Here is a 22,902-nt window from a genome sequence, read left to right on the forward strand (position 1 = left end):
ACTTAATATTTAATTATTGTATAACGTAACACTATGTCCTTCCGCTTGAAGATAAAACTTTTCCATCCCTTCTGTTAAAATTTTATTAGTTATTGCACTCTCACTTAAATAATCTTTATAATAATTTATAACATTATTTTGCATATTTTCAATGTCATTAATAGTCATTTGATCAATTTGTTTCGATATATTACTAAGCTCCTCAAAGTCTTTAAAAATAAGACAATTAACCCCATCTTTAAGTGATATAGGAAACATATGAGCATAAACATCTTGTAGTATTGGTATAGCTCTGCAATACATGGCTTCAATAATATTATGACATAACGGCATAAGTGTTCCAGGTAGTGCTAAAAAAAAAGAATTATTAGTTAACTCTATAAATAACTCTTCTTGAGTAAAATTAAAATTATGCCTTTCATAAATCATATAATATGATTTTTCTTTATCTAAATCTAATCTTTCAAATTGATTCTTAGATTTTACATTAATGCTATTTTTAAATGTTTTTATATAATCTAAAACTTCAAATCTAGAAATAATCCCTTCAAAAACCTGTCTTTTATTATACACTCCTCCTATAGTTGTACCTGCAAAAAATATATTTTTGTTATTTTGAATTATATTTTTTATTGTTATTCCTTTTGAATATATTGAAGGATGCATAGGCATAGGGATGATACTATCTCTAAGACTATCATTATTTAAAGCATTAAAATAATCTGGACTTAAATTTATAGTTTTAACTATATTCATATTTTTTACTGTCACGAACAGAAGACCTCTATCAAAAATCATTTTTTGATACTTATCATAAGATAAATGTGCTAACTGAGAGAAATTTAAAAGTAAAATAGGTTTATAGCCATTTGAGCTAATCATATGAACAAATGGAAACAGATATCTATTAAACTTATTTTCTTCAATATTTATTAGTATAACTTTATCAGAAGATGATACCCTCACACCATATTTAAGTTTTAGATATATACCTTTAATACTTTTTTTTATGTTTATCATATATATAATTTAAGATACATAACTTACTATATGTGGGAATAATAATTGATATTAATTGGTTTGCTTTCATTAAACGTTTTAATTTTTATATATTATAATAAGCATCAACCATTTTTGATACATCAAAATTATTATTTGCCCATGCATTTGCTTCTAAACTCATTCTACTATACCGCTCCGGGTTTTGAACACATTCAATAATTGCAGAAGATAATTCTTTAATATTCTTTTCCTCTACAAGTATACTAGTTTTAGCACTAACAGCGTAAGGAACACCTCCACTTTTAAAACCTACAATAGGTAATCCCATAGCCTGAGCTTCTGCAGTAACTAAGCCTTGCGCTTCCGCTCTACCTTCACTATCTGTTATAGATAACATTAGAAAAACATGACTCAATTCCAATTCTTTTATTATAAATTCCTGAGAACAAGCTCCTAATAATTCAACATGATTATGTAATTCTAATTCATTAACTAAACCCCGTAAATATTCAAATAAATTTCCAGTCCCTATAATGCTATAATGTATATTAACTCCTTTATCTATTAATATTTTAACCGCTCTTAAACCATATTCGTGTCCTTTTAATTCTATTAATCTACCTATACTAACTAATCGAATAGATGTTTTATCAGGTAAAATTTTAGGTAAAATTTTCGGAGCGTATAATTTTAAATTTATACCCACAGGAACAATCTTAATTTTATTAGATGAGCACCCTAAACCGATTACTTTTTCTTTTAAATATGGTGTATTTACTGTTATTAAATTTACAGTTTCAAAAATAACATCGTACCGCTTCTTAATATTAGAATATTTTTTTTCTTCTCTTAAAAAAGCATCAATACCATGGAACGTTACAATTATTTTGGATTTTATAAAACCTATTTTTTTTAAAAGAGGAACTAAATCTCCTGAAAAGGCAAAATGAATATGAAATAGATTTGCCTTTCGATAGGGCTTGTAATAGTTTAATTTAAAAATAAATTCTAAACTAATTCTTTGTAAAGCTATACAACATTTAATAAAATAGAAAAAAATTAAAGGATTTAGAAGGAGAATTATAGCTTTAAAGTATCTCTGAAAAGATTTTTTGGGCTCTCGAAATTCTAATACTTTTTCGTCTAAATTATAGCGCTTATACAATTCAGATTGAGACGAATTTTTGCTACTCTTTTTCTTTTGAACTAATATTATAACTTTTTTACCTTGATCTAAAACCTGTAAAATATTTGAAACAACAAATGTTTCCGAAACATTCGGAAAAACTGTTACCATATAAATTATTGTATCATTCAATGCCTCTATTCTTGCTATTTACCTAAATTTAATAATAACACTCTAAATTTATTTAACTTTTTAAGTGCTTTATTTTTTATTAGACTTTGATATATTTTAAAATGTCTAGATTTTGCAAGTTTATCATAATCAACTAAACGCGATGCGTCTTCTATAAACAACGGAAAATGTTCTTGTAAACTTTGTGCTCTTTCCTTTAATAGACTATCTCTAAATTCAGGATTAGCTGAAATACCTGTTGTATCATATGCAGTTATCGTACAATTAATATGCTTATAAGATGCATTATACTTGCATATGGCCTTAACAAAAAAATCCCAGTCCGATACAATTTTAAAATCTTCACGGTAGGAACCTAAAGATTTAAATAATTCCCTTTTTATAAATGAGGCTGGGTGTGGCAAATGCCCTTTATAATAAAAATGATTAAAGGTCAAATTATTAGGATATTCTTTAATTACGGATCTATTATTGTAAACCATTAATAAATTGCCATAAACTATGTCTTTATTTAAACCAAGATTAACAACCTCATTAATACTATATTTTTCTATTAAGGTATCTCCACTATTTAAAAACAACACATAGTCTCCTTTTACTTGAGCAATCCCTTTATTCATGGCATTGTATATTCCTGCATCTTTTTCACTAATCCAGTATGATAGTTTAGGGCCATGTTGTTCTATATAAGTAGCACTTCCGTCGGTAGATCCACCATCAATAACTACATATTCTATCCCATTATAGGTTTGCTTAAGAACACTCTGCATAGTATTTTTTAAACCTGCTAGATTATTGTAATTAATGGTAATTATTGATAATGTTTTCATTAATTTTCTATAATATTTTTTATTTTTCTAAACTATCAATAAACCCCTGAATATCATCAAAATATTTATTTATTAAAACTAAATCACTATCATTCCAATCCCACCATTTAATTTTTAAAAGAGACTCAATTGTTTTATCATTAAATCTATAATCAATAATTTTTATAGGAACCCCCACAGCAATAGCATATGCAGGAATATCTTTAGACACTACTGCTCCTGCACCAATTACTGCACCGTCACCAATATTGACGCCATCAAGAACAGAAACGTTTGCTCCTATAAAAACATCATTACCTATTACGATATTTTCATGTTCATTAAACAAGTTATGAGAGGCAATTGAATATCCATTTTGTTTTTTTGTACTATAAAAATAAGGACTAGTAGTTAATCTATTTGTGGGATGCTTTCCCCAACCAGAAATAAAATTTGGACCAATGGAACAAAATTTACCGATAGAAGAGTAAAATATATTTGAATTTGAAGCAATGTAGGTTCCCTTACCTATATTAGAATTCACAATATTATACGGGCCATAAAATTTAGTCTTATCTTCTTTTATTGATCTTTTGAATTTATTTTCTATCCAATCAAATGCAATAGTTTTTTTTGTTAATCTCTTAATCTTCAAAAACAAACGAAACACTAATTTGTCTAAATATGCCTTCATACACTCTATACTTGATAAATTTATTATTTATTTATGGCAGCATTACAAAAAGAATTAACCAACAATTATTAAATGTGTTAAATTTAGTATTTAAACTTTCATGATAGAGTTTAACTAACATCTACTGAGTTTGCTTTAATTAAAATAAATCTAAAATCAGTAATAGATTGCTAAAATTTAATTTTTAATTTAAAACATCATTAATAATAAACTGATTGAAAATTTATAAGTTTATTAAATAGGTTGCTTTTGAAATACATCAAAGTCCGAGAACGGATCATAATTAATAATTTCAATATTTAATTTTTCTGCCTCTTTCTTTAGCACCTCATATTGTTGATACAATTCATACTCTCTATATAAACGTTCTTTAGGAAACGGTTGTTTTTGTTTTTCATAACTAATTTCTATACCAGATTTATGAAGATAATATTCTAAAGACGGTTTGTCATGATCATAAAAATGAGTATAAGGTTTTATACATTGCCAATCGTGATTTACTCCTAAAAAACCTATTGTGTCGATTCTACAATATATTGCTAATTGTAATGATACTATGGTAACACTCCAAGGAGACATAATGCGCTTTGTAAAATCTACAGGTAAATTACCATTGTAAGCATAATGATATAATTTACGATTTTTAAAAATCTCTTGTGCTATAAATAAATCTCGACGTTCTACCATAACAGCTGTTTTTTTTGGTAAAATATCATCACAACGCTGCCACCAATTTCGCAATACTTTTTCTGTAATTGGAAGATGTGACGCTGCAAATATATGGATATTAGGAGCAATAGTTTCTATATCTGGATGCTCATAAAAATTCCCCATAGTTATAACAAAATCATCTTGAAACGTAGTAAGATCTAATTTTTTTATAGATGGCCCTGACCCTAGAATTACAGCTCGTTTATAATGGCCATAAGATTGTCTTAATTTAATATTTTCAGGATTTCGGTAATCCTTTTTAAACAATCTTTTGATACGTTGTTTTACTTTATATAGAAAAAACTTAATATTCATATTCTTATTCTACAAATGTTGCCTCTAAAATGGCTACGTTATTGGATCTATTTACTTTACCACTTCCCCATAGATCAACAGGAAATACGGTAAAAACGAAGACGTGATGTAATAGATCTATTTGGCTTGCTCCCATTTTCCCATTTTGAACCACTATATCTAGACTATATTCCCCTCCACGCAATAATAGCCTAGGAAAATCAAGGTCAACATATCCTTGCTGTAATATAGTTAAAAACTGTATTTGCATCTCATCGGAATAAAAGTCAGCAACATGAACCTCTGTTAAACTTCTAATAACTACACCAAAAACTAAATTTTCTTGTCCGATTTCGGTGATTAAATCAAAAAACAAGCGGAACTTTGCTTTTGCTCCTGATAAAACTTCTGATACAGATATCCCTCTGCTATCTAACAATTCTACTTTTGAGAATTTAATTTCGCCTGTCCCTTTTCTATCTTTACGTTCTAATAAATTACTTTGCAAACCTTCTTTCTGATTAGAAAGATAAAAATCTACAGCCTCATCCGTAGCCCCTTCAAAAACAGACGTTCCATTTTCAAGTACAATAGCACGTGTACACAAATTCTTTACAGCGGCCATATTATGGCTTACAAACAACACCGTACGACCATCCCCTTTACTAATATCTTGCATTTTACCAATGGCTTTCTTCTGAAATTCGGCATCGCCTACAGCCAACACCTCATCGATCACTAAAATATCAGGCTCTAAAAAAGCCGCTACAGCAAAGGCTAAACGCACACGCATCCCACTACTGTAACGTTTTACAGGAGTATCCACATAGCGTTCACACCCGCTAAATTCTATAATCTCAGATTCTTTGGCTTTAATTTCGGCCTTGGTCATTCCTAGAATAGCACCATTTAAATAGATATTTTCACGCCCTGTTAATTCGGGATGAAACCCTGTTCCAACTTCTAATAAACTAGCAATACGACCTCGGGTTTTAATTTCACCTGTGGTCGGACTAGTTACACGAGATAATATTTTTAAGAGTGTAGATTTCCCTGCTCCGTTCTTTCCTATTATACCAAGGACTTCACCTTGTTGCACGTCGAAATTAATATCTTTTAAAGCCCAAGCATAATCGCTTTTCCCTTTAGTACTGCGGTTATTTTCTTCCCCTATTTTTAAATACGGATCTTCTTTACCGCGTACATTATGCCACCAACGGTTTAAGTCGTGACTAATAGTCCCCGTACCTATGACCCCTAAACGGTATTGTTTACTTATATTTTCGGCTTTTAGAATTATCATTAGTTGGTAATCTTTAGTTGGTATTTTTTAGTACCGTCATTACGAACGGATGTGAAGCAATCTGCTGTTGGTTCGTTTTTAATCTTTAGTATTGGGTCAAATATAATAATTTATAATACCCATTAACTAGTTTATTAATCACTAATCCACTACCCCAACATACCCGTTTTAATTTTTATTTTAATAGATACACTATCATATCTAATTGTTTTTATTAATTCTTTATTATTAAATAGTTCAATTTCTCCTCCATAACTCCACTACTAACCCACGACACCACCAAACCACTATTCCACTTCACTACTAAACTACTACACTACTATCCCACTAAACCACTACACCACTACCCCACTACCCAACTAAACCACTATTCCACTAAACTACTACCCCATCAAACCACTAAACCATCATCGCCAACCCTTCTTCCAAAGTAATTAATTCTCGTGCTAACACTTTTTTCATTTTAGTAATATCTGGACAACGGCGTTTCATATCGCCTTCCAATAAAGCGGGGAGATGAATAATTTCGGATTCGGAATTTGCAAAGGCACGAATGCGTTGCGCCAATTCGAGTATGGTAATTTCTTTATCGTTACCCACATTCAGCACATCATTAACATACAAATCATGTTTGTATGCATTGACGCAGGTATCTATATTATCTTGTATATAACAGAACGAACGGGTCTGCAACCCATCGCCATATAGCGTTATAGGTTTATTATGTTTTGCAGCGTGTAAAAACTGAGGCACCACAAAATCATCACTTTGGTGCGGACCATACGTATTGAAAAACCTGAATACAGTATAGTCTAATCCATATTGTTGCTGATACGCCTTAAAAAAGGATTCCCCCACATTTTTAACAATAGCATAAGGCAATCTAGAATTTAAAGGCGTGGTATTTTCATTTTGAGGCACTTCAAAAGGTTCTCCATACACCTCGGACGAACTGGAATAAAACACCCGCTTAACCCCGGAGTTTTTAGACAAGCATAAAATATGTTTAATCCCCTCTATATCATGAAGCACCGCTATCGGATTTTCAAGAGTTCGTTTTACACCGACTACAGCTGCCAAATGAAACACATAATTAATATCGAATCGCCCAAATACAGGTAACATATCCTTGTAATTGTTGACATCTGCATTTATAAAATGAATATTTGCCAATTGAGGTATATGCTCTATTTTCCCTGTCAGCAAATTATCGACGATTACAATCTGAGTATCGGGCTCTTGAGCTAAAGTATACGCCAAGCTACTACCGATATTCCCTGCACCTCCTGTAATTAATATTGTTATCATTTTCTTGTTACTTTATTCGTTGCAAGCTTTAAATATGGAATGGTATTCCACGACACTACTCCTCCCAATTCCATGATCCCACTAAACCATTAATCCACTAAACCACTAAACCACTACACTACTATTCCACCAAACTACTAAACCACTATTCCACTAAACCATTAATCCACTATCCTAAGAAACCACTACACTACTAACCTACTAAACCACTACACCAAGAAACCACTATTCCACTACCCTAAGAAGCCACTAACCTACTATTCCAACCTACGCTTCACATAATTCTTATATCCCACCAATAATTTTTTAACACTTTCAATTTGAAGCTCTAATAATTCAGCCGCTTCTTTTTCTATAAATTCTAATTGTATAGCGATTAGCACCTGTGTTTCTAATTCACTAGCCGATCCCATAGCAATTCCTATAAACCGATGTAACTCTTTGAATCCATTTCTGCCGCTCCCCTCTGCGATATTAGACGGAATAGAAACGGCACACCGTCGCATTTGAGAGGTCAAACCATATACTTCAGACTTAGGAAAATGGTTCGTAACCTGGTAAATCTGTGTAACCAGCACCATAGATTCTTTCCAAACATCTAAGTCTTTATGATTCATATTTTAATTATTAAAAATTAACAACACCACTAACCTACTACACTACTAAACCACTATTCCACTCCTCCTAGAAACCACTACTCCAAAAAACCACTACACCACTAACCGACTACACTACTATAAAAAAACCACTTCACCACCAAACCACTAACCTACTATTCCACTATCCTAAGAAACCACCACACTACTAAACCACTATTCCACTCCTCCAAAAAACCACTAAACTACTATTCCACTATCCTAAGAAACCACTAAACCACCACACTACTAAACCACTACACCAAGAAACCAAGAAACCACTCCTCCACTCCTCCAAAAAACCAAAATCAAACCGTATCAATAAACTTCTTCTCGGTACTATTAAATACAATCAGACCGAATAAAAATACCAATACGCTGACTGCACCGATATAAATGATTTGCATGGTTGAAATCGTTCCAACACCTAACATAATATGTCTGAAGGCTTCGATAACAATAGTCATCGGATTATAAGCAACAAGCCAAGATATACTAGGCAGTTTTTCTTCGAAATAGGACAACGGATACATTACCGCCGAACCATACATTAATAATTGCACACCAAAACCGACTAAAAAGGTTAAATCACGATATTTTGTGGTCATGGATGAAATAATCATTCCAAATCCTAATCCCAATAGTCCCATAATAAGAACGAGAACGGGTAATAGCACCAAACTCATCTCTGGTCTAGTTGCATAAGCCTTATCGGTAAAACCAATAAAGTATACATAGAAACCAATAAACACTAACATTTGGATACCGAATTTCACCAAATTAGACAGCACGATCGACATTGGGATAATCACTCTAGGAAAATACACTTTCCCGAAAATGGCCTGGTTTTTAGTAAAGGTATCACTGGTACCGGTTAGACAAGCTGAAAAATAATTCCAAGCAGTAATTCCGGCTAAGTTGAATAAAAATGCAGGCACACCAGCCTTTACAGGAATGGCTGCCAAATTATTAAAGATGACTGTAAATATTATAGACGTAAATAACGGTTGAATAAAATACCATAACGGTCCTAAAATAGTTTGCTTATAAACCGTAACGATATCACGTTTGACAAACAAAAATAATAAGTCCTTATACCTCCAAATTTCCTTAAAATTAAGATCTATTAGTTTTCGCTTAGGAGATATGGTATATAACCAAGGTAATTCGGGTTGGTTTGAAGAATTCAATAGCACTTGTTTTAGACGTGCTAATATAGCAAAATTGTTTTTAGTTCATAGTTGGTGACTCGTAGTTTTTAGTGGATGTTAAAGTTCGATTACTTTATAACATCATGATGAAGTCATATAATATTAAAATGACACGGATATTCATTTAAAAATAGAACAACGAAGTCTATAATCAAAAACAACTACTCGACTATCCTACTACCCCATCACAACACTACTAAATTACTATCCCACTACACTACTAAACCACTAATCCACTAAACTACCAAACCATCACTCCCCACGTCATTCCGAGGCACGAAGGAATCTCACAATTTAAGTTACAATCAAAAAACACCACGGCATTCCATAGAACAACTAACCCAATATACCACTACCAAACAACCAAACCACTACACTACTATTCCACTATCCCACCAAACAACTACACTACTACCCCACTACTCTACCACCCACTAAACCCCAAGAATACCGAAAATAACATCCACTTAACACCTTAACACCAATTAATGCTGTATTTTTGGACCTTCAAAAAAAGAAACTATATGGAATTATCTCAAGTAAAACTCGTAGTAACTGATATGGATGGCACCCTACTAAACTCTAAAGGAGAGGTGAGTGCTAATTTCTATGATTTATTTCGTGAACTACAAGCTAATAATATTCACTTTATTGCCGCTAGTGGCCGCCAGTATTTTAGTATGGTTGAAAAACTTGAACCCATTAAAGATGAGATAACCATTATTGCAGAAAACGGCGGACTCACAAAACGAGGGAATAAAGAGTTAGCAAAAACGATATTGTCTAAAGATAAAATCGACGCTATACTGCCACTACTAAGAACCATCGAGAAGACATTTATTGTGCTTTGTGGCAAAAACAAGGCCTATATAGAAACTGATGACATTCATTTCCCGAAATTGTTAAGTGAATACTACAGCGAGTTTAATACCGTAACCGATCTTACTGAAGTGACCGATGATGAGTTTTTAAAACTAGCCATTTATCACACAGAAGATTCTGAAGCTTTTATCTATCCCAAAGTGAAACACTTAGAAGATGAATTTAAAATAAAGGTCTCTGGTCAGAATTGGTTAGATATTTCTCATCACGATGCCAACAAAGGATTCGCTTTAAAACAAGTGCAAGAGGAATTTGGAATTACCGAAGATGAAACTATGGTTTTTGGAGACTATAACAATGACTTGGAAATGCTTGACTGTGCCTATTTTAGTTACGCGATGAAAAATGCACACCCTAATGTAAAAGCTGTAGCCCGTTTTGAAACTAAAAGTAATGATGAACTGGGTGTTGAAACCGTACTACAAGAATTAATTGCCGCGAAGAAACAGCGCTAAGAAGCATTCTACAACACCACAACTACCTGCCAAGTTCCAATGTCATTCCGAGGCACGAAGGAATCTCAATCGAATAACAAACGCACTCGAATGCGATACCGAATCAAGTTCGGCATGACGTACTCTAAAAAAGGAACTCAAAAGATGACGAGAAATTAGTCTATTACACCTTAGAACAAAATACCAACGACCGCCGTCATTCTGAACTAGTTTCAGAATCCCACAGCTAATTCACATCTCACTATTATGCACTACAAAAACTAATTGTAATATCATTCCGAACGCAAGAGGAATCTCTCTTTATTTATAACAACCAATCTCATTAAGCTCCAAAAGCCGTAACCACCAACTGCCTTGCTCCTCCATAATCGCGATGTTCACAGAGGTAAATCCCCTGCCAAGTCCCTAAATTTAACCGGCCGTTGGTAATTGGAATTTGAACACTCGATCCCATTAAAGACGACTTAATATGAGCAGGCATATCGTCGGCACCTTCATAAGTATGTATATAATACGGCTGGTTTTCAGGAACCATGGTATTTATATGACTCTCAAAATCGACACGCACTGAAGGATCTGCATTTTCATTTATGGTTAAACTGGCAGAAGTGTGTTTTATAAATACTTGTAGCATCCCCACTTTTATATGGTTTAGTTCCGGAAACTCTTTTATAATGGTTTCCGTAATAATATGAAAGCCGCGCTTATACGGTTTTAAACTGATTTCCTTTTGATACACCATCCACAAAACTTTTAATTAAAAAATCAATGTATTTAAGCCTCATTTATACCACTTGCTTTTTAAAAAACAAATACTCTCTATAGACCATATATTGAAATATAATGTAAAACAATGAATTGAAAATCCATATGTCTATAAAAGGATCTTCATATAAAACCATATCTAGTTGTCCTGATAAAAAGATTGAGATACTACAACATAAATATAGAATTAACCCAATGGAAAAGTTGAAATACTTATGCTCAACCTCCAAGTTTTTAAAAATATAAAGCAACGCATAACACACTAAAATAAACGAAGTCGATACAATTTCATAAATATTAAAACCCCAAAACAATTGTGGATTCGCATAATACCCCCATGCTAAAACAAGTACTTCTATACAAAACACAATAACAATAAGGCATTTAATCCGCTGTTCTTTAAATAGTTTATAATACAAACAACTCATAAACACAAACTGAAATACAAAATAAAAATGGGATATAAATAAATTTGAATACGGATACAAAATCCCTATAACATGGCAGCTAATTTCTATAATGCATAGTGCCACTAAATAGGTTAAAAATGTATTAGTTACTCTTGCACGTACAGCACTATCCTTTAAAAATAAAACAGTGTTTAGCACCAAAAAGGATAATCCCAAAAAGCTAACTGCGTAGACTAATACTAAATTCATACACTAAAAAATTAAGTTTTTTGTTTCTTCTTTTTTGCTGCAGGGAACAACACATTATTTAAAATAAGTCGATAGCCCGGAGACGTTGGATGAAGTTCCAATTCTGTTTTAGGATCACCAACTTTATGCGTATAATCCTCAGGATCATGGCCGCCATAGAATGTAAAAAAGCCCTTTCCTTTTATCCCATGAATATATTTCGCTTCCCCATTACTTGTGTTTTCACCAAGTACCAATACATTCGATTTAATTTCATCTCGCGTAAACGATGTGGTTTGCCCCATAAATCCTTTAACCAATGCCGTATGATTCTGACATAACATAGTCGGTACAGGATCCCATTTTGCTGAGAAATCCATCAGACTAAAATAATCGGCATCTTTAACAATACGGCGTTTTGGCGTCATATCTATAGATGAAAACTCATACACCCTAGGGTTTCGTTCTAACGTATAATTGGTAAATGCAAAGGTTTTAGAGAAATCTATCTGACTCTGATAATCCGGATCACTACCATCTCCATCGAACATGGCTTCACAAATATCTACCCCTTCCGCAGATAAAGCAATATCGAAAGAATCTGTTGCGCTACACATGGCAAACATAAAACCGCCACCCACAACATAATCTCTTATTTTTAAAGCGACAGCCAATTTCTCTTCAGACACTTTAGTATACCCCAAACGCGAAGCTAAATCCTCTGCTTCTTTTTTATCTTCAATGTACCACGATGCCGTTTTAAAGCTGTTATAAAACTTCCCAAACTGCCCAGTAAAATCTTCGTGATGTAAATGCAACCAATCGTATAAAATGAGGTTATCGTTTAAAACATCTTCATCGTAAATGGTAGTATACGGAATCTCGGCATAGGTAAGTACCATAGTTACTGCATCGTCCCAAGGCAATTTTCCTTTTGGCGTATACACGGCTATTTTAGGTGCTTTTTCTAAAACGACAGCTTCCATATTCTGACTCGGACTATCGATTAGTTCTAAAATTTGTTCAGCTTTTTCATTCGATACAACGTCGAAAGACACGCCTCGAATCTGACATTCCTTTTGAATGGCCTCGGTATCTGGTAATAAAAAAGAACCTCCACGATAGTTTAAAAGCCACTTTACTTTTAATTGCCTATCTAACGACCAATAGGTCATTCCATACGCTTTTAAATGATTTTTTTGTCCGTCGACATCCATAGGAATTAAGATATACGAGGCAAACATCTGCGCTGAAAAGAGTATAAATAAAAAGAAAAATAGAATGCGTTTCAAAATAGTTGCGAGGTAAATAGTGAAGTTGAAAGATACTTAATTTTTAATATGGTTTAAAGCAGTTTAGTAAAAGATTCTTCGCTCCGTTGCTCTTCGCTCTGAATGACAGAAATAAAAAACTGTAAAAATGCCATGTCTTTCCATGGTGTTCGAGCGGAGTCGAGAACAGATAAATATAAGGTCCTCCGGTATTAAAGCTTTTAATAACACCATAGCCAATACAATAAAATTATAGATCAATCCAATGACATGAAGAATCTTTTAAAACTTAAATGTTATTTATAGATTCTTCCCTTCGCACCTTCACTCTGAATGACAAAACAAAAAACCCTAAAAATCACTTTAAAAGTAACTTTTAGGGTTATAAAATATGTATTTCAAATCGTTTAGAACGGTACGTCGTTATCGTCGTCTTCATTCATAGCACTTCCAAAAGCATCGGTTGGCGTTGGGAAACTATTCCCAGAAGCAAAACCTGATTCCTCTCCTGGATTAGTGTTCATTTTACTATGGAATTCGTAAGGCGAATCAAAATCGTCTAAGTTATCGAACTTACCTAAGTTACCGATAAACTTCAGACGGATATTTTCTAAACCACCATTCCTGTGTTTCGCGATAATAAACTCGGCTTGTCCTTCGGTTGGAGAACGCTCATCATCATCCCATTCTTCAATCTTATAATATTCCGGACGATAGATAAACGATACAATATCGGCATCCTGCTCGATCGCTCCAGATTCACGAAGATCGGATAATAACGGACGTTTAGAACCTCCACGCGTTTCAACGGCACGCGATAACTGAGATAGTGCAATTACAGGCACCATTAATTCTTTGGCTAATGCTTTCAAGTTTCGAGAAATCATCGAGATCTCTTGTTCACGGTTTCCACCATGACTTGGTCCCCCTGTCATTAACTGCAAGTAGTCAATCATGATTAATTTAATCCCGTGTTGTGACGATAAACGTCTGGCTTTTGCACGTAAATCGAAAATAGAAAGCGAGGGTGTATCATCGATAAAAAGTGGTGCTTTTTCAAGTCCTTTTACTTTTACGTTTAATTGTTCCCACTCGTGTTTTTCTAATTTTCCTGTTCTTAATTTTTCTGAAGACAATCCGGTTTCAGAAGAAATTAAACGCATAATTAACTGTACAGATGCCATCTCTAAAGAGAAAAAGGCCACTGGTATATTTTGGTCTACAGCAATGTTACGTGCCATAGATAAAGTTAATGCCGTTTTCCCCATCCCTGGACGAGCCGCTACAATAATTAAATCGGAAGGTTGCCATCCCGAGGTTAATTTATCTAGCTTATCGAATCCAGTAGGAATACCACTTAACCCTTCTTTATTTGATATTTCTTCAATTTTTTTCTTGGCTTGAATTACCAAATCTTGAGCGGTTTCACTCGATTTTTTGATGTTCCCTTGGGTAACCTCGTATAATTTGGTTTCGGCAGCATCTAATAAATCGAAAACATCTTTTGTTTCATCATAAGCATCTTCAATGATTTCAGAAGAAATTTTGATTAAACTACGCTGAATAAACTTCTGTAAAATAATACGGGCATGAAACTCGATATGTGCCGAAGATGATACTTTTTGAGTCAATGAAATCAGGTAAAAATCACCTCCTGCCGCATCCAGCTTCGCATTTTTCTTTAATTGCGTAGAAACGGTTAATAAGTCAATCGGTTCACTATTTTCAAACAGCTGAAATATAGCGTCAAAAATGTGTCTATGTGAATCTTTATAGAAAGCATCGGAGCTCAGGATATCGATAACCTCATCCACACCTTTCTTATCAATCATCATCGCACCCAACACAACTTCTTCTAAATCAGTAGCTTGTGGCGGAATTTTACCCCGTTCTAAATTGATTAAAGTGCTTTTGTCGACCTTATAGCCTTGTAATTGATTCGGTTGTTTCATAACTGCGAAAGTAACTAAAATGATGCTATTATAATATGATTTTTGACTGTTGATGTTAACCTTTCTTCAACATTCTAATTGTTAACAACTTACAAAAATTGTTAATAACCATAAAAAAACCTGAAGTTTTTCAACTTCAGGTTTTTTAATTGAGGGTATCAAAGGTTTAGTCTTTAAACACACCCATATTTTCATATTTAGCCATACGTTTCTTCACTAAATCTTTTGGTGATAAGTTTTTAAGTTCATCATAAGATTTCTCGATAACGTCTTTTACAATAGCAAATGTTTCTTTACGATCTGTATGTGCACCTCCTAAAGGTTCTTTTACGATTTGATCTACCAACTTCTGTTTTTTCATATCGGAAGCGGTTAATTTTAAAGCTGCGGCAGCTTGTTCTTTATATTCCCAGCTGCGCCATAAAATAGATGAACAAGATTCTGGAGAAATCACAGAATACCAAGTGTTTTCCAACATCAATACACGATCTCCTACACCAATACCTAAAGCACCACCTGAAGCACCTTCACCAATAATAACTGTAATGATTGGCACTTTTAAACGTGTCATTTCAAAGATATTTCTAGCAATGGCTTCTCCTTGTCCGCGCTCTTCCGCTTCTAAACCAGGATAAGCTCCCGGAGTGTCGATTAAAGTTACGACAGGAATTCCAAATTTCTCGGCAGATTTCATTAAACGCAACGCTTTACGATATCCTTCGGGATTAGACATTCCGAAGTTTCTCAACTGTCTCGTTTTGGTGTTATACCCTTTTTGTTGACCAATAAACATATAACTCTGATCGCCAATTTTACCCAAACCACCAATCATGGCTTTATCGTCTTTTACATTTCTATCGCCATGAAGCTCTAAAAAAGTATCCCCGCAAAGTGCATGAATATAGTCTAAGGTATACGGTCTATTTGGGTGTCTAGACAACATAACACGTTGCCATGGACTTAAATTTTTATATATATCGATCTTAGTCTCTATAAGCTTCTTCTCGATTTGCTTGCAAGTCTCAGTTACATCAACATCACTTTCCTTGCCTATAATTTGGCATTTATCTAATTGCTCTTCAAGCTCTTTTATAGGAAGTTCGAATTCTAAATACTCCATACCAATTAAGGATTTCTAATTTTGTTAGCTTACAAATATAAAAACTTTAGCGTTCAAAATAGGTTAAGACTGTTTTCTTTTTAAAGCATTCCAATTTTTTATGATACCATTAAGCAATACAGCTCCTAAAATTATAGCAGCACCATAGTAAAAATTGGTTGACATTTTTTCTGTTTCTGGGAACAATATTATAGCCAAAATAATACCGTAAACCGGTTCTAAATTAAAGGTTAGCATAACGGTATATGGACTTATATATTCCATAACTTTTACTGAAGCGATAAATGCGTAAGCTGTACATACTGAAGCTAAAATAAACAGATACCACCAGTCTGAAACCTTTAAAATAAAAAATTCCTGATCAAAACCGGAGCCAAAAAGAAGTATAAATAGTGTGATGAATATGACCCCGCTAATAAATTCGTAAATAGAAATTACCGAGGGTCTAAATTCCTTGACATACTTGCCATTTAGAACAGCAAATAAAGCCGCTAAAAAAGCTGAAAGTATTCCCAATAAAATGCCTTCAATATATTTAAGTTCACTTTGAGTGATTAAAATCACACCAAAAACGACCAGAGAACCAAAAATCATTTCATATTTAATAATTTTTCGTTTATGGATAATGGGTTCTAAAATAGAAGCAAAAAATGCTCCTGAAGACACCATAGACAATAAAATAGAGATATTAGATACTTTTATAGCCGCAAAGAAAGTAATCCAGTGCAAAGCAATTATAATTCCAGCAACCGATAAGCGCGCAATGGCCTTTGGAGGTATTTTAATAGATATACCTTTAAAATATATGTAGCCATACATCAATACCGTAGCCATAAGCATACGAAACCATACCAATGCAATGGCATCTATGGTAATTAATTCTCCTAATATAGCTGTAAATCCCGCAATAAACACCAACAGGTGCACATGCAGATAATTGAGTAGTTTAGCGTCTCGCATTATATAAAAGATAGGCGGCTAGCACCCCAAAAATAATATTAGGAAACCATACGGCGATTAGTGGTGAGAAATCGGACTGCTCGGCCATAACCCCAAATATTTTATCGAAAAAGACGAAGACCATAGCAATACTAACACCAAAAGCAAGATTTACTCCCATACCTCCACGGCGCTTTTGCGATGATACAGCAACGGCTATAATCGTTAAAATATATACGGAAACAGGCAAACTCCATTTTCTAAATTTCACCAATTCGTAACGTCCAATACTTGAAGACCCACGCTTTTTTTCCTTTTTAATAAATTCGTTTAAATCGCTATACGTTAATGTTTCTGCGATATACTCTAAAGGAGTAAGATCGACCAAATCAAAACTAAAAATGGTGTCTTTTCTTCGAGACGATTCAAAAACATCATCATCTTCACCCACAATACGCTTCACATAATTTACCATGCGATACACGGAGTCTTTTTCGATCCAACGAATGTTTTTAGCACTCAATTTATAGACCATTTTATTATCGACTATATGCTCTAAAGAGAAGTTTTGTCCCATTTTATTCTTGGCATCAAAACTACTTACATAAATAAAATCGTGATCGTTAATCTGTCTATACACACTTCCTGTTTCGACAGCTTTCTTATTGTTTTTAAAGTACTTATAATCGAAATCATTAAAGCCTTTACTGGCTTGAGGTGCTAAATACATCCCCAAAATCAAGGCCAAAATAGCGACTACTGTAGCACCAATCATATACGGTCTTAGAAACCTAGAGAATGATACTCCAGAACTTAGAAAGGCAATAACTTCGGTATTATTAGCTAATTTAGATGTAAACCAAATCACCGAAAGGAATAAAAATAACGGGAATAAAAGGTGCGCAAAATAGATGGTGAAATCTAAATAGAATAAAGCGACCTCACCAAAAGGCACTTCTCTTTCTAAAATTTTACCAATTTTTTCTGCTAAATTCACGGTAATCCCTATAGGAATAAAGAGCAACAACATCATTAAAAATGTGAGCAAATACCGCTTTAATATGTACCAGTCTAATATCTTCAAGCCTATAGCCTATTATCCATTTGTTTAACCATCATATCTTTCCAAACTCTAAAGTCTCCGGCTAAGATATGTTTTCTCGCTTCACGAACCAACCATAAATAGAATCCTAAGTTATGAATGGTCGCAATTTGCTTTCCTAATAATTCATTTACCGAAAATAAATGTTTTAAATAGGCTTTAGAGTATTCTGTATCTACAAAAGTGATAGCCATCTCGTCTATTGGAGAAAAATCGTCTTCCCACTTTTTGTTTTTAATATTGATAGAGCCGTAAGCGGTAAACAACATTCCGTTTCTTGCATTTCGTGTTGGCATCACGCAATCGAACATATCTACACCTAATGCTATATTTTCTAGAATATTAATAGGTGTACCTACACCCATTAAATAACGTGGCTTATCCCATGGCAATATATCGGTTACCACTTCTGTCATCGCATACATTTCTTCTGCGGGTTCTCCTACCGATAATCCACCAATAGCATTTCCTTCTGCGCCTACACCTGCAATATATTCTGCCGATTGCTTACGTAAATCCTTATATGTACTTCCTTGTACAATAGGAAAAAACGTTTGTGCGTAATCGTAAGTTAACGGTGTTTTATCTAAATGTGTTAAACAACGTTCCAACCAACGGTGCGTCATATGCATAGAACGTTTTGCATAGTTATAGTCGCACGGATATGGTGTACATTCGTCGAATGCCATAATAATATCTGCACCTATAGTACGTTGAATTTCCATCACATTTTCTGGAGTAAACACATGGTAACTTCCATCGATATGCGATTTAAACTTCACACCTTCTTCTTTAATCTTTCTATTTGAAGACAAAGAATACACTTGGTATCCTCCAGAATCGGTTAAAATATTACGATCCCAATTAATAAATTTATGCAAACCACCTGCTTTTTCAAGGATTTTAGTTTTCGGGCGTAAGTATAAATGATAGGTATTCCCAAGTATAATATCGGGATTTATATCGTTTTTAAGTTCGCGCTGATGCACCCCTTTTACAGAACCTACGGTCCCTACGGGCATAAAAATTGGCGTTTCTATTTTACCATGATCTGTAGTTATTACTCCAGCTCTGGCGTTGCTTTGTGTGTCTTTGGCTTTTAAATCGAATATCATGTACAAAAATTCATCAGGGCGCAAAGATAATTAACTCATCGTGATATATTGGTATTAAAAAAAATATAAAAAGACAAGAACGTAAACCTTTACGTAAATTACTAAAACATTAATTTGTTAAACAGACATAAAGGGTTATTTTTGAGCCTTTAAAAATTAAGTTATAAAAAATGGCTAACACAAAAGAATTACAAGATTTAACCACTCAGGTTCGTAGAGATATTCTACGCATGGTACACAAAGTAAACTCTGGACACCCAGGAGGTTCTTTAGGATGCGCAGAATTTTTAGTAGCCCTATACAATGAAATCATGGACCGTAAAGACGGTTTTGACATGGACGGTCTTAACGAAGACTTATTTTTCTTATCAAACGGACATATTTCACCTGTATTCTACAGTGTACTTGCTCACGCAGGTTATTTCCCTGTAGAAGAATTAAACACGTTTAGACTAATTGATTCTAGATTACAAGGGCACCCAACGACTCACGAAGGTTTACCTGGTGTGCGTATTGCTTCTGGTTCTTTAGGTCAAGGGATGTCTGTTGCTCTTGGTGCAGCTCAAGCCAAAAAATTAAACGGAGACAAGTCTTTAGTTTATACATTACATGGTGATGGTGAATTACAAGAAGGTCAAAACTGGGAAGCTATTATGTATGCTTCTGCTAAGAAAGTAGATAATTTAATTTGTACAATCGATTTAAACGGACAACAAATTGACGGTTCTACAGATACGGTTTTACCAATGGGAAGCATCGAAGCAAAATTCGTAGCTTTTGATTGGGAGGTGATCACTATTGAAAAAGGAAACGATATAGACGCGATATTAAAAGGTATGGCTGAAGCTAAAGCATTAACAGGAAAAGGAAAACCTGTTTGTGTTTTATTAAAAACAGTTATGGGTAACGGTGTAGATTTTATGATGTACACGCACGCTTGGCATGGTAAAGCACCTAGCGACGAGCAATTAGAAAATGCATTAGCTCAAAACCCAGCTACTTTAGGCGACTATTAACTTTCACAATTAAAAAGACAATGAAAACATACACATACACAGAAAAAAAAGATACAAGAAGCGGATTTGGAGCAGGTTTAGCCGAACTTGGTAGAACAAACCCTAATGTTGTAGCTTTATGTGCAGATTTAATTGGTTCATTAAAAATGGACGAATTCATTAAAGAAAATCCAGAACGTTTTTTTCAAATTGGAATTGCTGAAGCAAACATGATGGGAATTGCTGCGGGTTTAACTATTGGTGGTAAAATTCCATTTACAGGAACATTTGCTAACTTTTCTACAGGTCGTGTTTACGATCAGATTCGTCAATCTATTGCGTATTCAGATAAGAATGTAAAAATTTGTGCATCTCACGCCGGCTTAACTTTAGGAGAAGATGGTGCAACTCACCAAATTCTTGAAGATATTGGGTTAATGAAAATGTTACCTGGTATGACGGTTATTAATACTTGTGATTATAACCAAACAAAAGCAGCAACTATTGCGATCGCAGAATATGAAGGTCCTGTTTACTTACGTTTCGGACGTCCTTCTGTGCCAATATTTACACCTGCAGATCAGAAATTCGAAATCGGAAAAGCTGTTCAATTAACCGAAGGTGCAGATGTAACTATTGTTGCTACTGGACATTTAGTTTGGGAGGCTTTAGAAGCTTCTAAAGCATTATACGAAAAAGGTATTACTGCCGAAGTTATAAACATTCACACGATTAAACCTTTAGATGCAAAAGCCATTATAGATTCTGTTACTAAAACGGGATGTATTGTAACTGCAGAAGAGCACAATATTCTTGGCGGACTAGGAGAAAGCGTTGCACGTGTATTAGCGACTAATAAACCAGCACCTCAAGAATTTGTAGGTACAAAAGATACTTTTGGAGAATCAGGAACACCTGCTCAACTAATGGACAAATATGGTTTAAATGCAGAAGCTATTATTAAGGCTTGCGAAACCGTGATAAAAAGAAAATAATTTTAGTAGTTTCGCGTTTAATGTAATCATTATTAAAAACGAAATTATGAAAAAATTGATCTTAATACTTTTTGTGCTTGTGGGTACGATTCAATTCACTACGGCACAATCAGGTTCAGGTTACGGTATTAAAGGAGGGCTAAACTACGGCTCGAATGGAGACCTGATTTCTAACACAGGAGATATTATAGCACACCCAGATAAAAACCTTGGTTTTAATCTGGGTGTTTTTGCGAAATTTGGTAGCTGGATTTATTTTAAACCTGAACTTCTATATACCAATACAAGCAGCGAATACAGTAATGTAAACAGCGGTGATTCTAAATTTAAAATTCAAAAAATAGATTTACCAGCAAATGTAGGTATCCGCCTAATCGGTCCCTTAAGTATATTTGCGGGCCCGTCTTTTCAATATACCTTGTCGTCTAAATTAAATGGACAAAAAGCAGATGATATTTACGACGATATTACTACGGGTTATAATATAGGTTTAGCATTTAGTCTTAGGCGTTTTGCAATTGATCTTAGATACGAAGGTGCTTTTAGCGCTAACCAGAACAATTTCCTTAATAATAACGGTGTAATACTTGTTGTAGACTCCAGACCGGAACAATTGATTCTAAATTTATCTATTAGAATATAATTTAGCACACTAATTTTATGTGTATTTGTAGCAATTACATAGTTTAACACGTCTTATATTGTTAAATTATCAATTAACTACGAGTTAACGATTAAGCTGTAATAAGGGATAATAATTTTATTAGTTTCGTGTTTCTATTTAAAACGAATTCTATGAAAAAATTAATGGCAATACTTTGTGTTGTCTTTGCAACTATTCAGTTTACTTCTGCACAGACAGGTTCAGGTTTTGGTGTAAAAGGTGGTTTAAATTATAGTTCAAGTGGGAATTATACGTCTTCTATAGGCGAAAATATAGAACACTCAGATAAAAACGTAGGTTTCAACATAGGTGTTTTTGGTAAATTTGGTACTAAAATTTATCTTAAACATGAAGTCGTTTATTCTCAGACAAACCAATCTTATAATCAAGACGATTTTAAAATTAAAAAAGTAGATTCTCCTGTTTTATTAGGTGTTAAATTAATTGGACCATTAAGCATATTCGCAGGCCCCTCTTTTCATTATATACTAAATGCAAAGCTAAATGATATAGAAGCGGATGGACGTAATAGTAGAGATATCACAGTAGGTCTTAATGTTGGTTTTGCTTTTAACATTAATAGAATTGGTATCGATTTAAGATATTCTCAAGGTTTAGATCCTTATGAATTGGAATTTAGAACAAGCAATGGTTCGAATATTGTTACTATAGATTCTAAACCAGAACAACTTATTCTAAATATCTCTTACAAGCTTTAATCGCA

The 22,902-nt window shown here is 33.8% G+C and carries 22 protein-coding genes; 5 read left to right on the top strand and 17 right to left on the bottom strand.

The window, feature by feature from the left end; all coding sequences use genetic code 11:
- Nucleotides 1–9: 9 nt before the first annotated feature.
- From ACFFVB_RS07135 to ACFFVB_RS07175, 9 genes are all read right to left on the bottom strand, one after another.
- A complete protein-coding gene (locus ACFFVB_RS07135; protein WP_382382029.1) occupies nucleotides 10–1,020 on the bottom strand; it encodes a hypothetical protein in 1,011 nt (336 codons plus the stop codon).
- 85 nt (nucleotides 1,021–1,105) lie between these two features.
- Nucleotides 1,106–2,299: a glycosyltransferase gene (locus ACFFVB_RS07140; protein ID WP_382382030.1), complete on the bottom strand. Its 1,194-nt coding sequence runs from the start codon at nucleotides 2,297–2,299 to the stop codon at nucleotides 1,106–1,108.
- 35 nt (nucleotides 2,300–2,334) lie between these two features.
- Nucleotides 2,335–3,150 (bottom strand): glycosyltransferase family 2 protein, encoded by an 816-nt coding sequence (locus ACFFVB_RS07145; protein ID WP_382382031.1) that lies wholly within the window; start codon nucleotides 3,148–3,150, stop codon nucleotides 2,335–2,337.
- Between the two features lie 19 nt (nucleotides 3,151–3,169).
- Nucleotides 3,170–3,823, bottom strand: a complete 654-nt coding sequence (locus tag ACFFVB_RS07150; RefSeq protein ID WP_382382032.1) for a CatB-related O-acetyltransferase — start codon at nucleotides 3,821–3,823, stop codon at nucleotides 3,170–3,172.
- Nucleotides 3,824–4,057: 234 nt separating this feature from the next.
- Nucleotides 4,058–4,849 (bottom strand): hypothetical protein, encoded by a 792-nt coding sequence (locus tag ACFFVB_RS07155; protein WP_382382033.1) that lies wholly within the window; start codon nucleotides 4,847–4,849, stop codon nucleotides 4,058–4,060.
- Between the two features lie 4 nt (nucleotides 4,850–4,853).
- Nucleotides 4,854–6,131 (bottom strand): ABC transporter ATP-binding protein, encoded by a 1,278-nt coding sequence (locus ACFFVB_RS07160; protein ID WP_382382034.1) that lies wholly within the window; start codon nucleotides 6,129–6,131, stop codon nucleotides 4,854–4,856.
- 399 nt (nucleotides 6,132–6,530) lie between these two features.
- Complete coding sequence (locus ACFFVB_RS07165; protein ID WP_382382035.1) at nucleotides 6,531–7,439, bottom strand: NAD-dependent epimerase/dehydratase family protein; 909 nt, start codon at nucleotides 7,437–7,439, stop codon at nucleotides 6,531–6,533.
- Nucleotides 7,440–7,696: 257 nt separating this feature from the next.
- Complete coding sequence (locus ACFFVB_RS07170; RefSeq protein WP_382382036.1) at nucleotides 7,697–8,056, bottom strand: four helix bundle protein; 360 nt, start codon at nucleotides 8,054–8,056, stop codon at nucleotides 7,697–7,699.
- A 326-nt stretch (nucleotides 8,057–8,382) separates the two neighbouring features.
- A complete protein-coding gene (locus ACFFVB_RS07175; protein ID WP_382382037.1) occupies nucleotides 8,383–9,264 on the bottom strand; it encodes an ABC transporter permease in 882 nt (293 codons plus the stop codon).
- Nucleotides 9,265–9,809: 545 nt separating this feature from the next.
- On the opposite strand from ACFFVB_RS07175, the gene ACFFVB_RS07180 reads away from it, so the two are divergent.
- Nucleotides 9,810–10,622, top strand: coding sequence for an HAD family hydrolase (locus ACFFVB_RS07180; RefSeq protein ID WP_382382038.1), 813 nt, complete (start codon nucleotides 9,810–9,812; stop codon nucleotides 10,620–10,622).
- Between the two features lie 322 nt (nucleotides 10,623–10,944).
- On the opposite strand, the gene ACFFVB_RS07185 is transcribed toward ACFFVB_RS07180, so the two are convergent.
- The 8 genes from ACFFVB_RS07185 to tgt form a co-directional block, all read right to left on the bottom strand.
- Nucleotides 10,945–11,364, bottom strand: a complete 420-nt coding sequence (locus ACFFVB_RS07185) for a secondary thiamine-phosphate synthase enzyme YjbQ (RefSeq protein WP_382382039.1) — start codon at nucleotides 11,362–11,364, stop codon at nucleotides 10,945–10,947.
- 43 nt (nucleotides 11,365–11,407) lie between these two features.
- Nucleotides 11,408–12,046: a hypothetical protein gene (locus ACFFVB_RS07190; RefSeq protein ID WP_382382040.1), complete on the bottom strand. Its 639-nt coding sequence runs from the start codon at nucleotides 12,044–12,046 to the stop codon at nucleotides 11,408–11,410.
- A gap of 11 nt (nucleotides 12,047–12,057) precedes the next feature.
- Nucleotides 12,058–13,269, bottom strand: coding sequence for an asparagine synthetase B (locus ACFFVB_RS07195; RefSeq protein ID WP_382382041.1), 1,212 nt, complete (start codon nucleotides 13,267–13,269; stop codon nucleotides 12,058–12,060).
- 434 nt (nucleotides 13,270–13,703) lie between these two features.
- Nucleotides 13,704–15,248: a replicative DNA helicase gene (gene dnaB / locus ACFFVB_RS07200; protein WP_382382042.1), complete on the bottom strand. Its 1,545-nt coding sequence runs from the start codon at nucleotides 15,246–15,248 to the stop codon at nucleotides 13,704–13,706.
- Between the two features lie 166 nt (nucleotides 15,249–15,414).
- Nucleotides 15,415–16,368, bottom strand: coding sequence for an acetyl-CoA carboxylase carboxyltransferase subunit alpha (locus ACFFVB_RS07205; RefSeq protein ID WP_382382043.1), 954 nt, complete (start codon nucleotides 16,366–16,368; stop codon nucleotides 15,415–15,417).
- A 63-nt stretch (nucleotides 16,369–16,431) separates the two neighbouring features.
- Nucleotides 16,432–17,328, bottom strand: a complete 897-nt coding sequence (locus tag ACFFVB_RS07210; RefSeq protein ID WP_382382044.1) for a DMT family transporter — start codon at nucleotides 17,326–17,328, stop codon at nucleotides 16,432–16,434.
- Nucleotides 17,315–18,391 carry an LptF/LptG family permease gene (locus ACFFVB_RS07215; RefSeq protein WP_382382045.1) on the bottom strand — a complete coding sequence of 359 codons (1,077 nt, stop codon included), beginning with the start codon at nucleotides 18,389–18,391 and terminating at the stop codon, nucleotides 17,315–17,317. The genes ACFFVB_RS07210 and ACFFVB_RS07215 overlap by 14 nt, the downstream gene beginning before the upstream one ends.
- Before the next feature lie 2 nt (nucleotides 18,392–18,393).
- Nucleotides 18,394–19,524: a tRNA guanosine(34) transglycosylase Tgt gene (gene tgt, locus ACFFVB_RS07220; protein WP_318501991.1), complete on the bottom strand. Its 1,131-nt coding sequence runs from the start codon at nucleotides 19,522–19,524 to the stop codon at nucleotides 18,394–18,396.
- A 170-nt stretch (nucleotides 19,525–19,694) separates the two neighbouring features.
- Here tgt and ACFFVB_RS07225 point away from each other — a divergent pair, with 170 nt between their 5' ends.
- The 4 genes from ACFFVB_RS07225 to ACFFVB_RS07240 all read left to right on the top strand — a co-directional run bounded on the left by ACFFVB_RS07225 (nucleotide 19,695) and on the right by ACFFVB_RS07240 (nucleotide 22,897).
- Nucleotides 19,695–20,540 carry a transketolase gene (locus ACFFVB_RS07225; protein ID WP_382382046.1) on the top strand — a complete coding sequence of 282 codons (846 nt, stop codon included), beginning with the start codon at nucleotides 19,695–19,697 and terminating at the stop codon, nucleotides 20,538–20,540.
- 20 nt (nucleotides 20,541–20,560) lie between these two features.
- Nucleotides 20,561–21,514, top strand: a complete 954-nt coding sequence (locus tag ACFFVB_RS07230; RefSeq protein ID WP_382382047.1) for a transketolase family protein — start codon at nucleotides 20,561–20,563, stop codon at nucleotides 21,512–21,514.
- A gap of 46 nt (nucleotides 21,515–21,560) precedes the next feature.
- Nucleotides 21,561–22,157, top strand: coding sequence for an outer membrane beta-barrel protein (locus ACFFVB_RS07235; RefSeq protein ID WP_382382048.1), 597 nt, complete (start codon nucleotides 21,561–21,563; stop codon nucleotides 22,155–22,157).
- Between the two features lie 152 nt (nucleotides 22,158–22,309).
- The gene (locus ACFFVB_RS07240; RefSeq protein ID WP_382382049.1) at nucleotides 22,310–22,897 is read left to right on the top strand and encodes an outer membrane beta-barrel protein; all 588 of its coding nucleotides are present in this window, start codon (nucleotides 22,310–22,312) and stop codon (nucleotides 22,895–22,897) included.
- Nucleotides 22,898–22,902 lie beyond the last annotated feature (5 nt).

Source organism: Formosa undariae, assembly GCF_042427615.1.
Taxonomy (GTDB): Bacteria; Bacteroidota; Bacteroidia; order Flavobacteriales; family Flavobacteriaceae; genus Formosa; species Formosa undariae.

Excerpts from the sequence above, each read along its gene's own strand:
- ACFFVB_RS07235 (WP_382382048.1), top strand. The coding sequence starts at position 21,561 with ATGAAAAAATTGATCTTAATACTTTTTGTGCTTGTGGGTACGATTCAA.
- ACFFVB_RS07140 (WP_382382030.1), bottom strand. The coding sequence starts at position 2,299 with ATGGTAACAGTTTTTCCGAATGTTTCGGAAACATTTGTTGTTTCAAAT.
- ACFFVB_RS07205 (WP_382382043.1), bottom strand. The coding sequence starts at position 16,368 with ATGGAGTATTTAGAATTCGAACTTCCTATAAAAGAGCTTGAAGAGCAA.
- ACFFVB_RS07195 (WP_382382041.1), bottom strand. The coding sequence starts at position 13,269 with ATGTTTGCCTCGTATATCTTAATTCCTATGGATGTCGACGGACAAAAA.
- ACFFVB_RS07240 (WP_382382049.1), top strand. The coding sequence starts at position 22,310 with ATGAAAAAATTAATGGCAATACTTTGTGTTGTCTTTGCAACTATTCAG.
- ACFFVB_RS07170 (WP_382382036.1), bottom strand. The coding sequence starts at position 8,056 with ATGAATCATAAAGACTTAGATGTTTGGAAAGAATCTATGGTGCTGGTT.
- ACFFVB_RS07135 (WP_382382029.1), bottom strand. The coding sequence starts at position 1,020 with ATGATAAACATAAAAAAAAGTATTAAAGGTATATATCTAAAACTTAAA.
- tgt (WP_318501991.1), bottom strand. The coding sequence starts at position 19,524 with ATGATATTCGATTTAAAAGCCAAAGACACACAAAGCAACGCCAGAGCT.
- ACFFVB_RS07225 (WP_382382046.1), top strand. The coding sequence starts at position 19,695 with ATGGCTAACACAAAAGAATTACAAGATTTAACCACTCAGGTTCGTAGA.
- dnaB (WP_382382042.1), bottom strand. The coding sequence starts at position 15,248 with ATGAAACAACCGAATCAATTACAAGGCTATAAGGTCGACAAAAGCACT.
- ACFFVB_RS07150 (WP_382382032.1), bottom strand. The coding sequence starts at position 3,823 with ATGAAGGCATATTTAGACAAATTAGTGTTTCGTTTGTTTTTGAAGATT.
- ACFFVB_RS07185 (WP_382382039.1), bottom strand. The coding sequence starts at position 11,364 with ATGGTGTATCAAAAGGAAATCAGTTTAAAACCGTATAAGCGCGGCTTT.
- ACFFVB_RS07190 (WP_382382040.1), bottom strand. The coding sequence starts at position 12,046 with ATGAATTTAGTATTAGTCTACGCAGTTAGCTTTTTGGGATTATCCTTT.
- ACFFVB_RS07155 (WP_382382033.1), bottom strand. The coding sequence starts at position 4,849 with ATGAATATTAAGTTTTTTCTATATAAAGTAAAACAACGTATCAAAAGA.
- ACFFVB_RS07160 (WP_382382034.1), bottom strand. The coding sequence starts at position 6,131 with ATGATAATTCTAAAAGCCGAAAATATAAGTAAACAATACCGTTTAGGG.
- ACFFVB_RS07145 (WP_382382031.1), bottom strand. The coding sequence starts at position 3,150 with ATGAAAACATTATCAATAATTACCATTAATTACAATAATCTAGCAGGT.
- ACFFVB_RS07180 (WP_382382038.1), top strand. The coding sequence starts at position 9,810 with ATGGAATTATCTCAAGTAAAACTCGTAGTAACTGATATGGATGGCACC.
- ACFFVB_RS07230 (WP_382382047.1), top strand. The coding sequence starts at position 20,561 with ATGAAAACATACACATACACAGAAAAAAAAGATACAAGAAGCGGATTT.
- ACFFVB_RS07165 (WP_382382035.1), bottom strand. The coding sequence starts at position 7,439 with ATGATAACAATATTAATTACAGGAGGTGCAGGGAATATCGGTAGTAGC.
- ACFFVB_RS07210 (WP_382382044.1), bottom strand. The coding sequence starts at position 17,328 with ATGCGAGACGCTAAACTACTCAATTATCTGCATGTGCACCTGTTGGTG.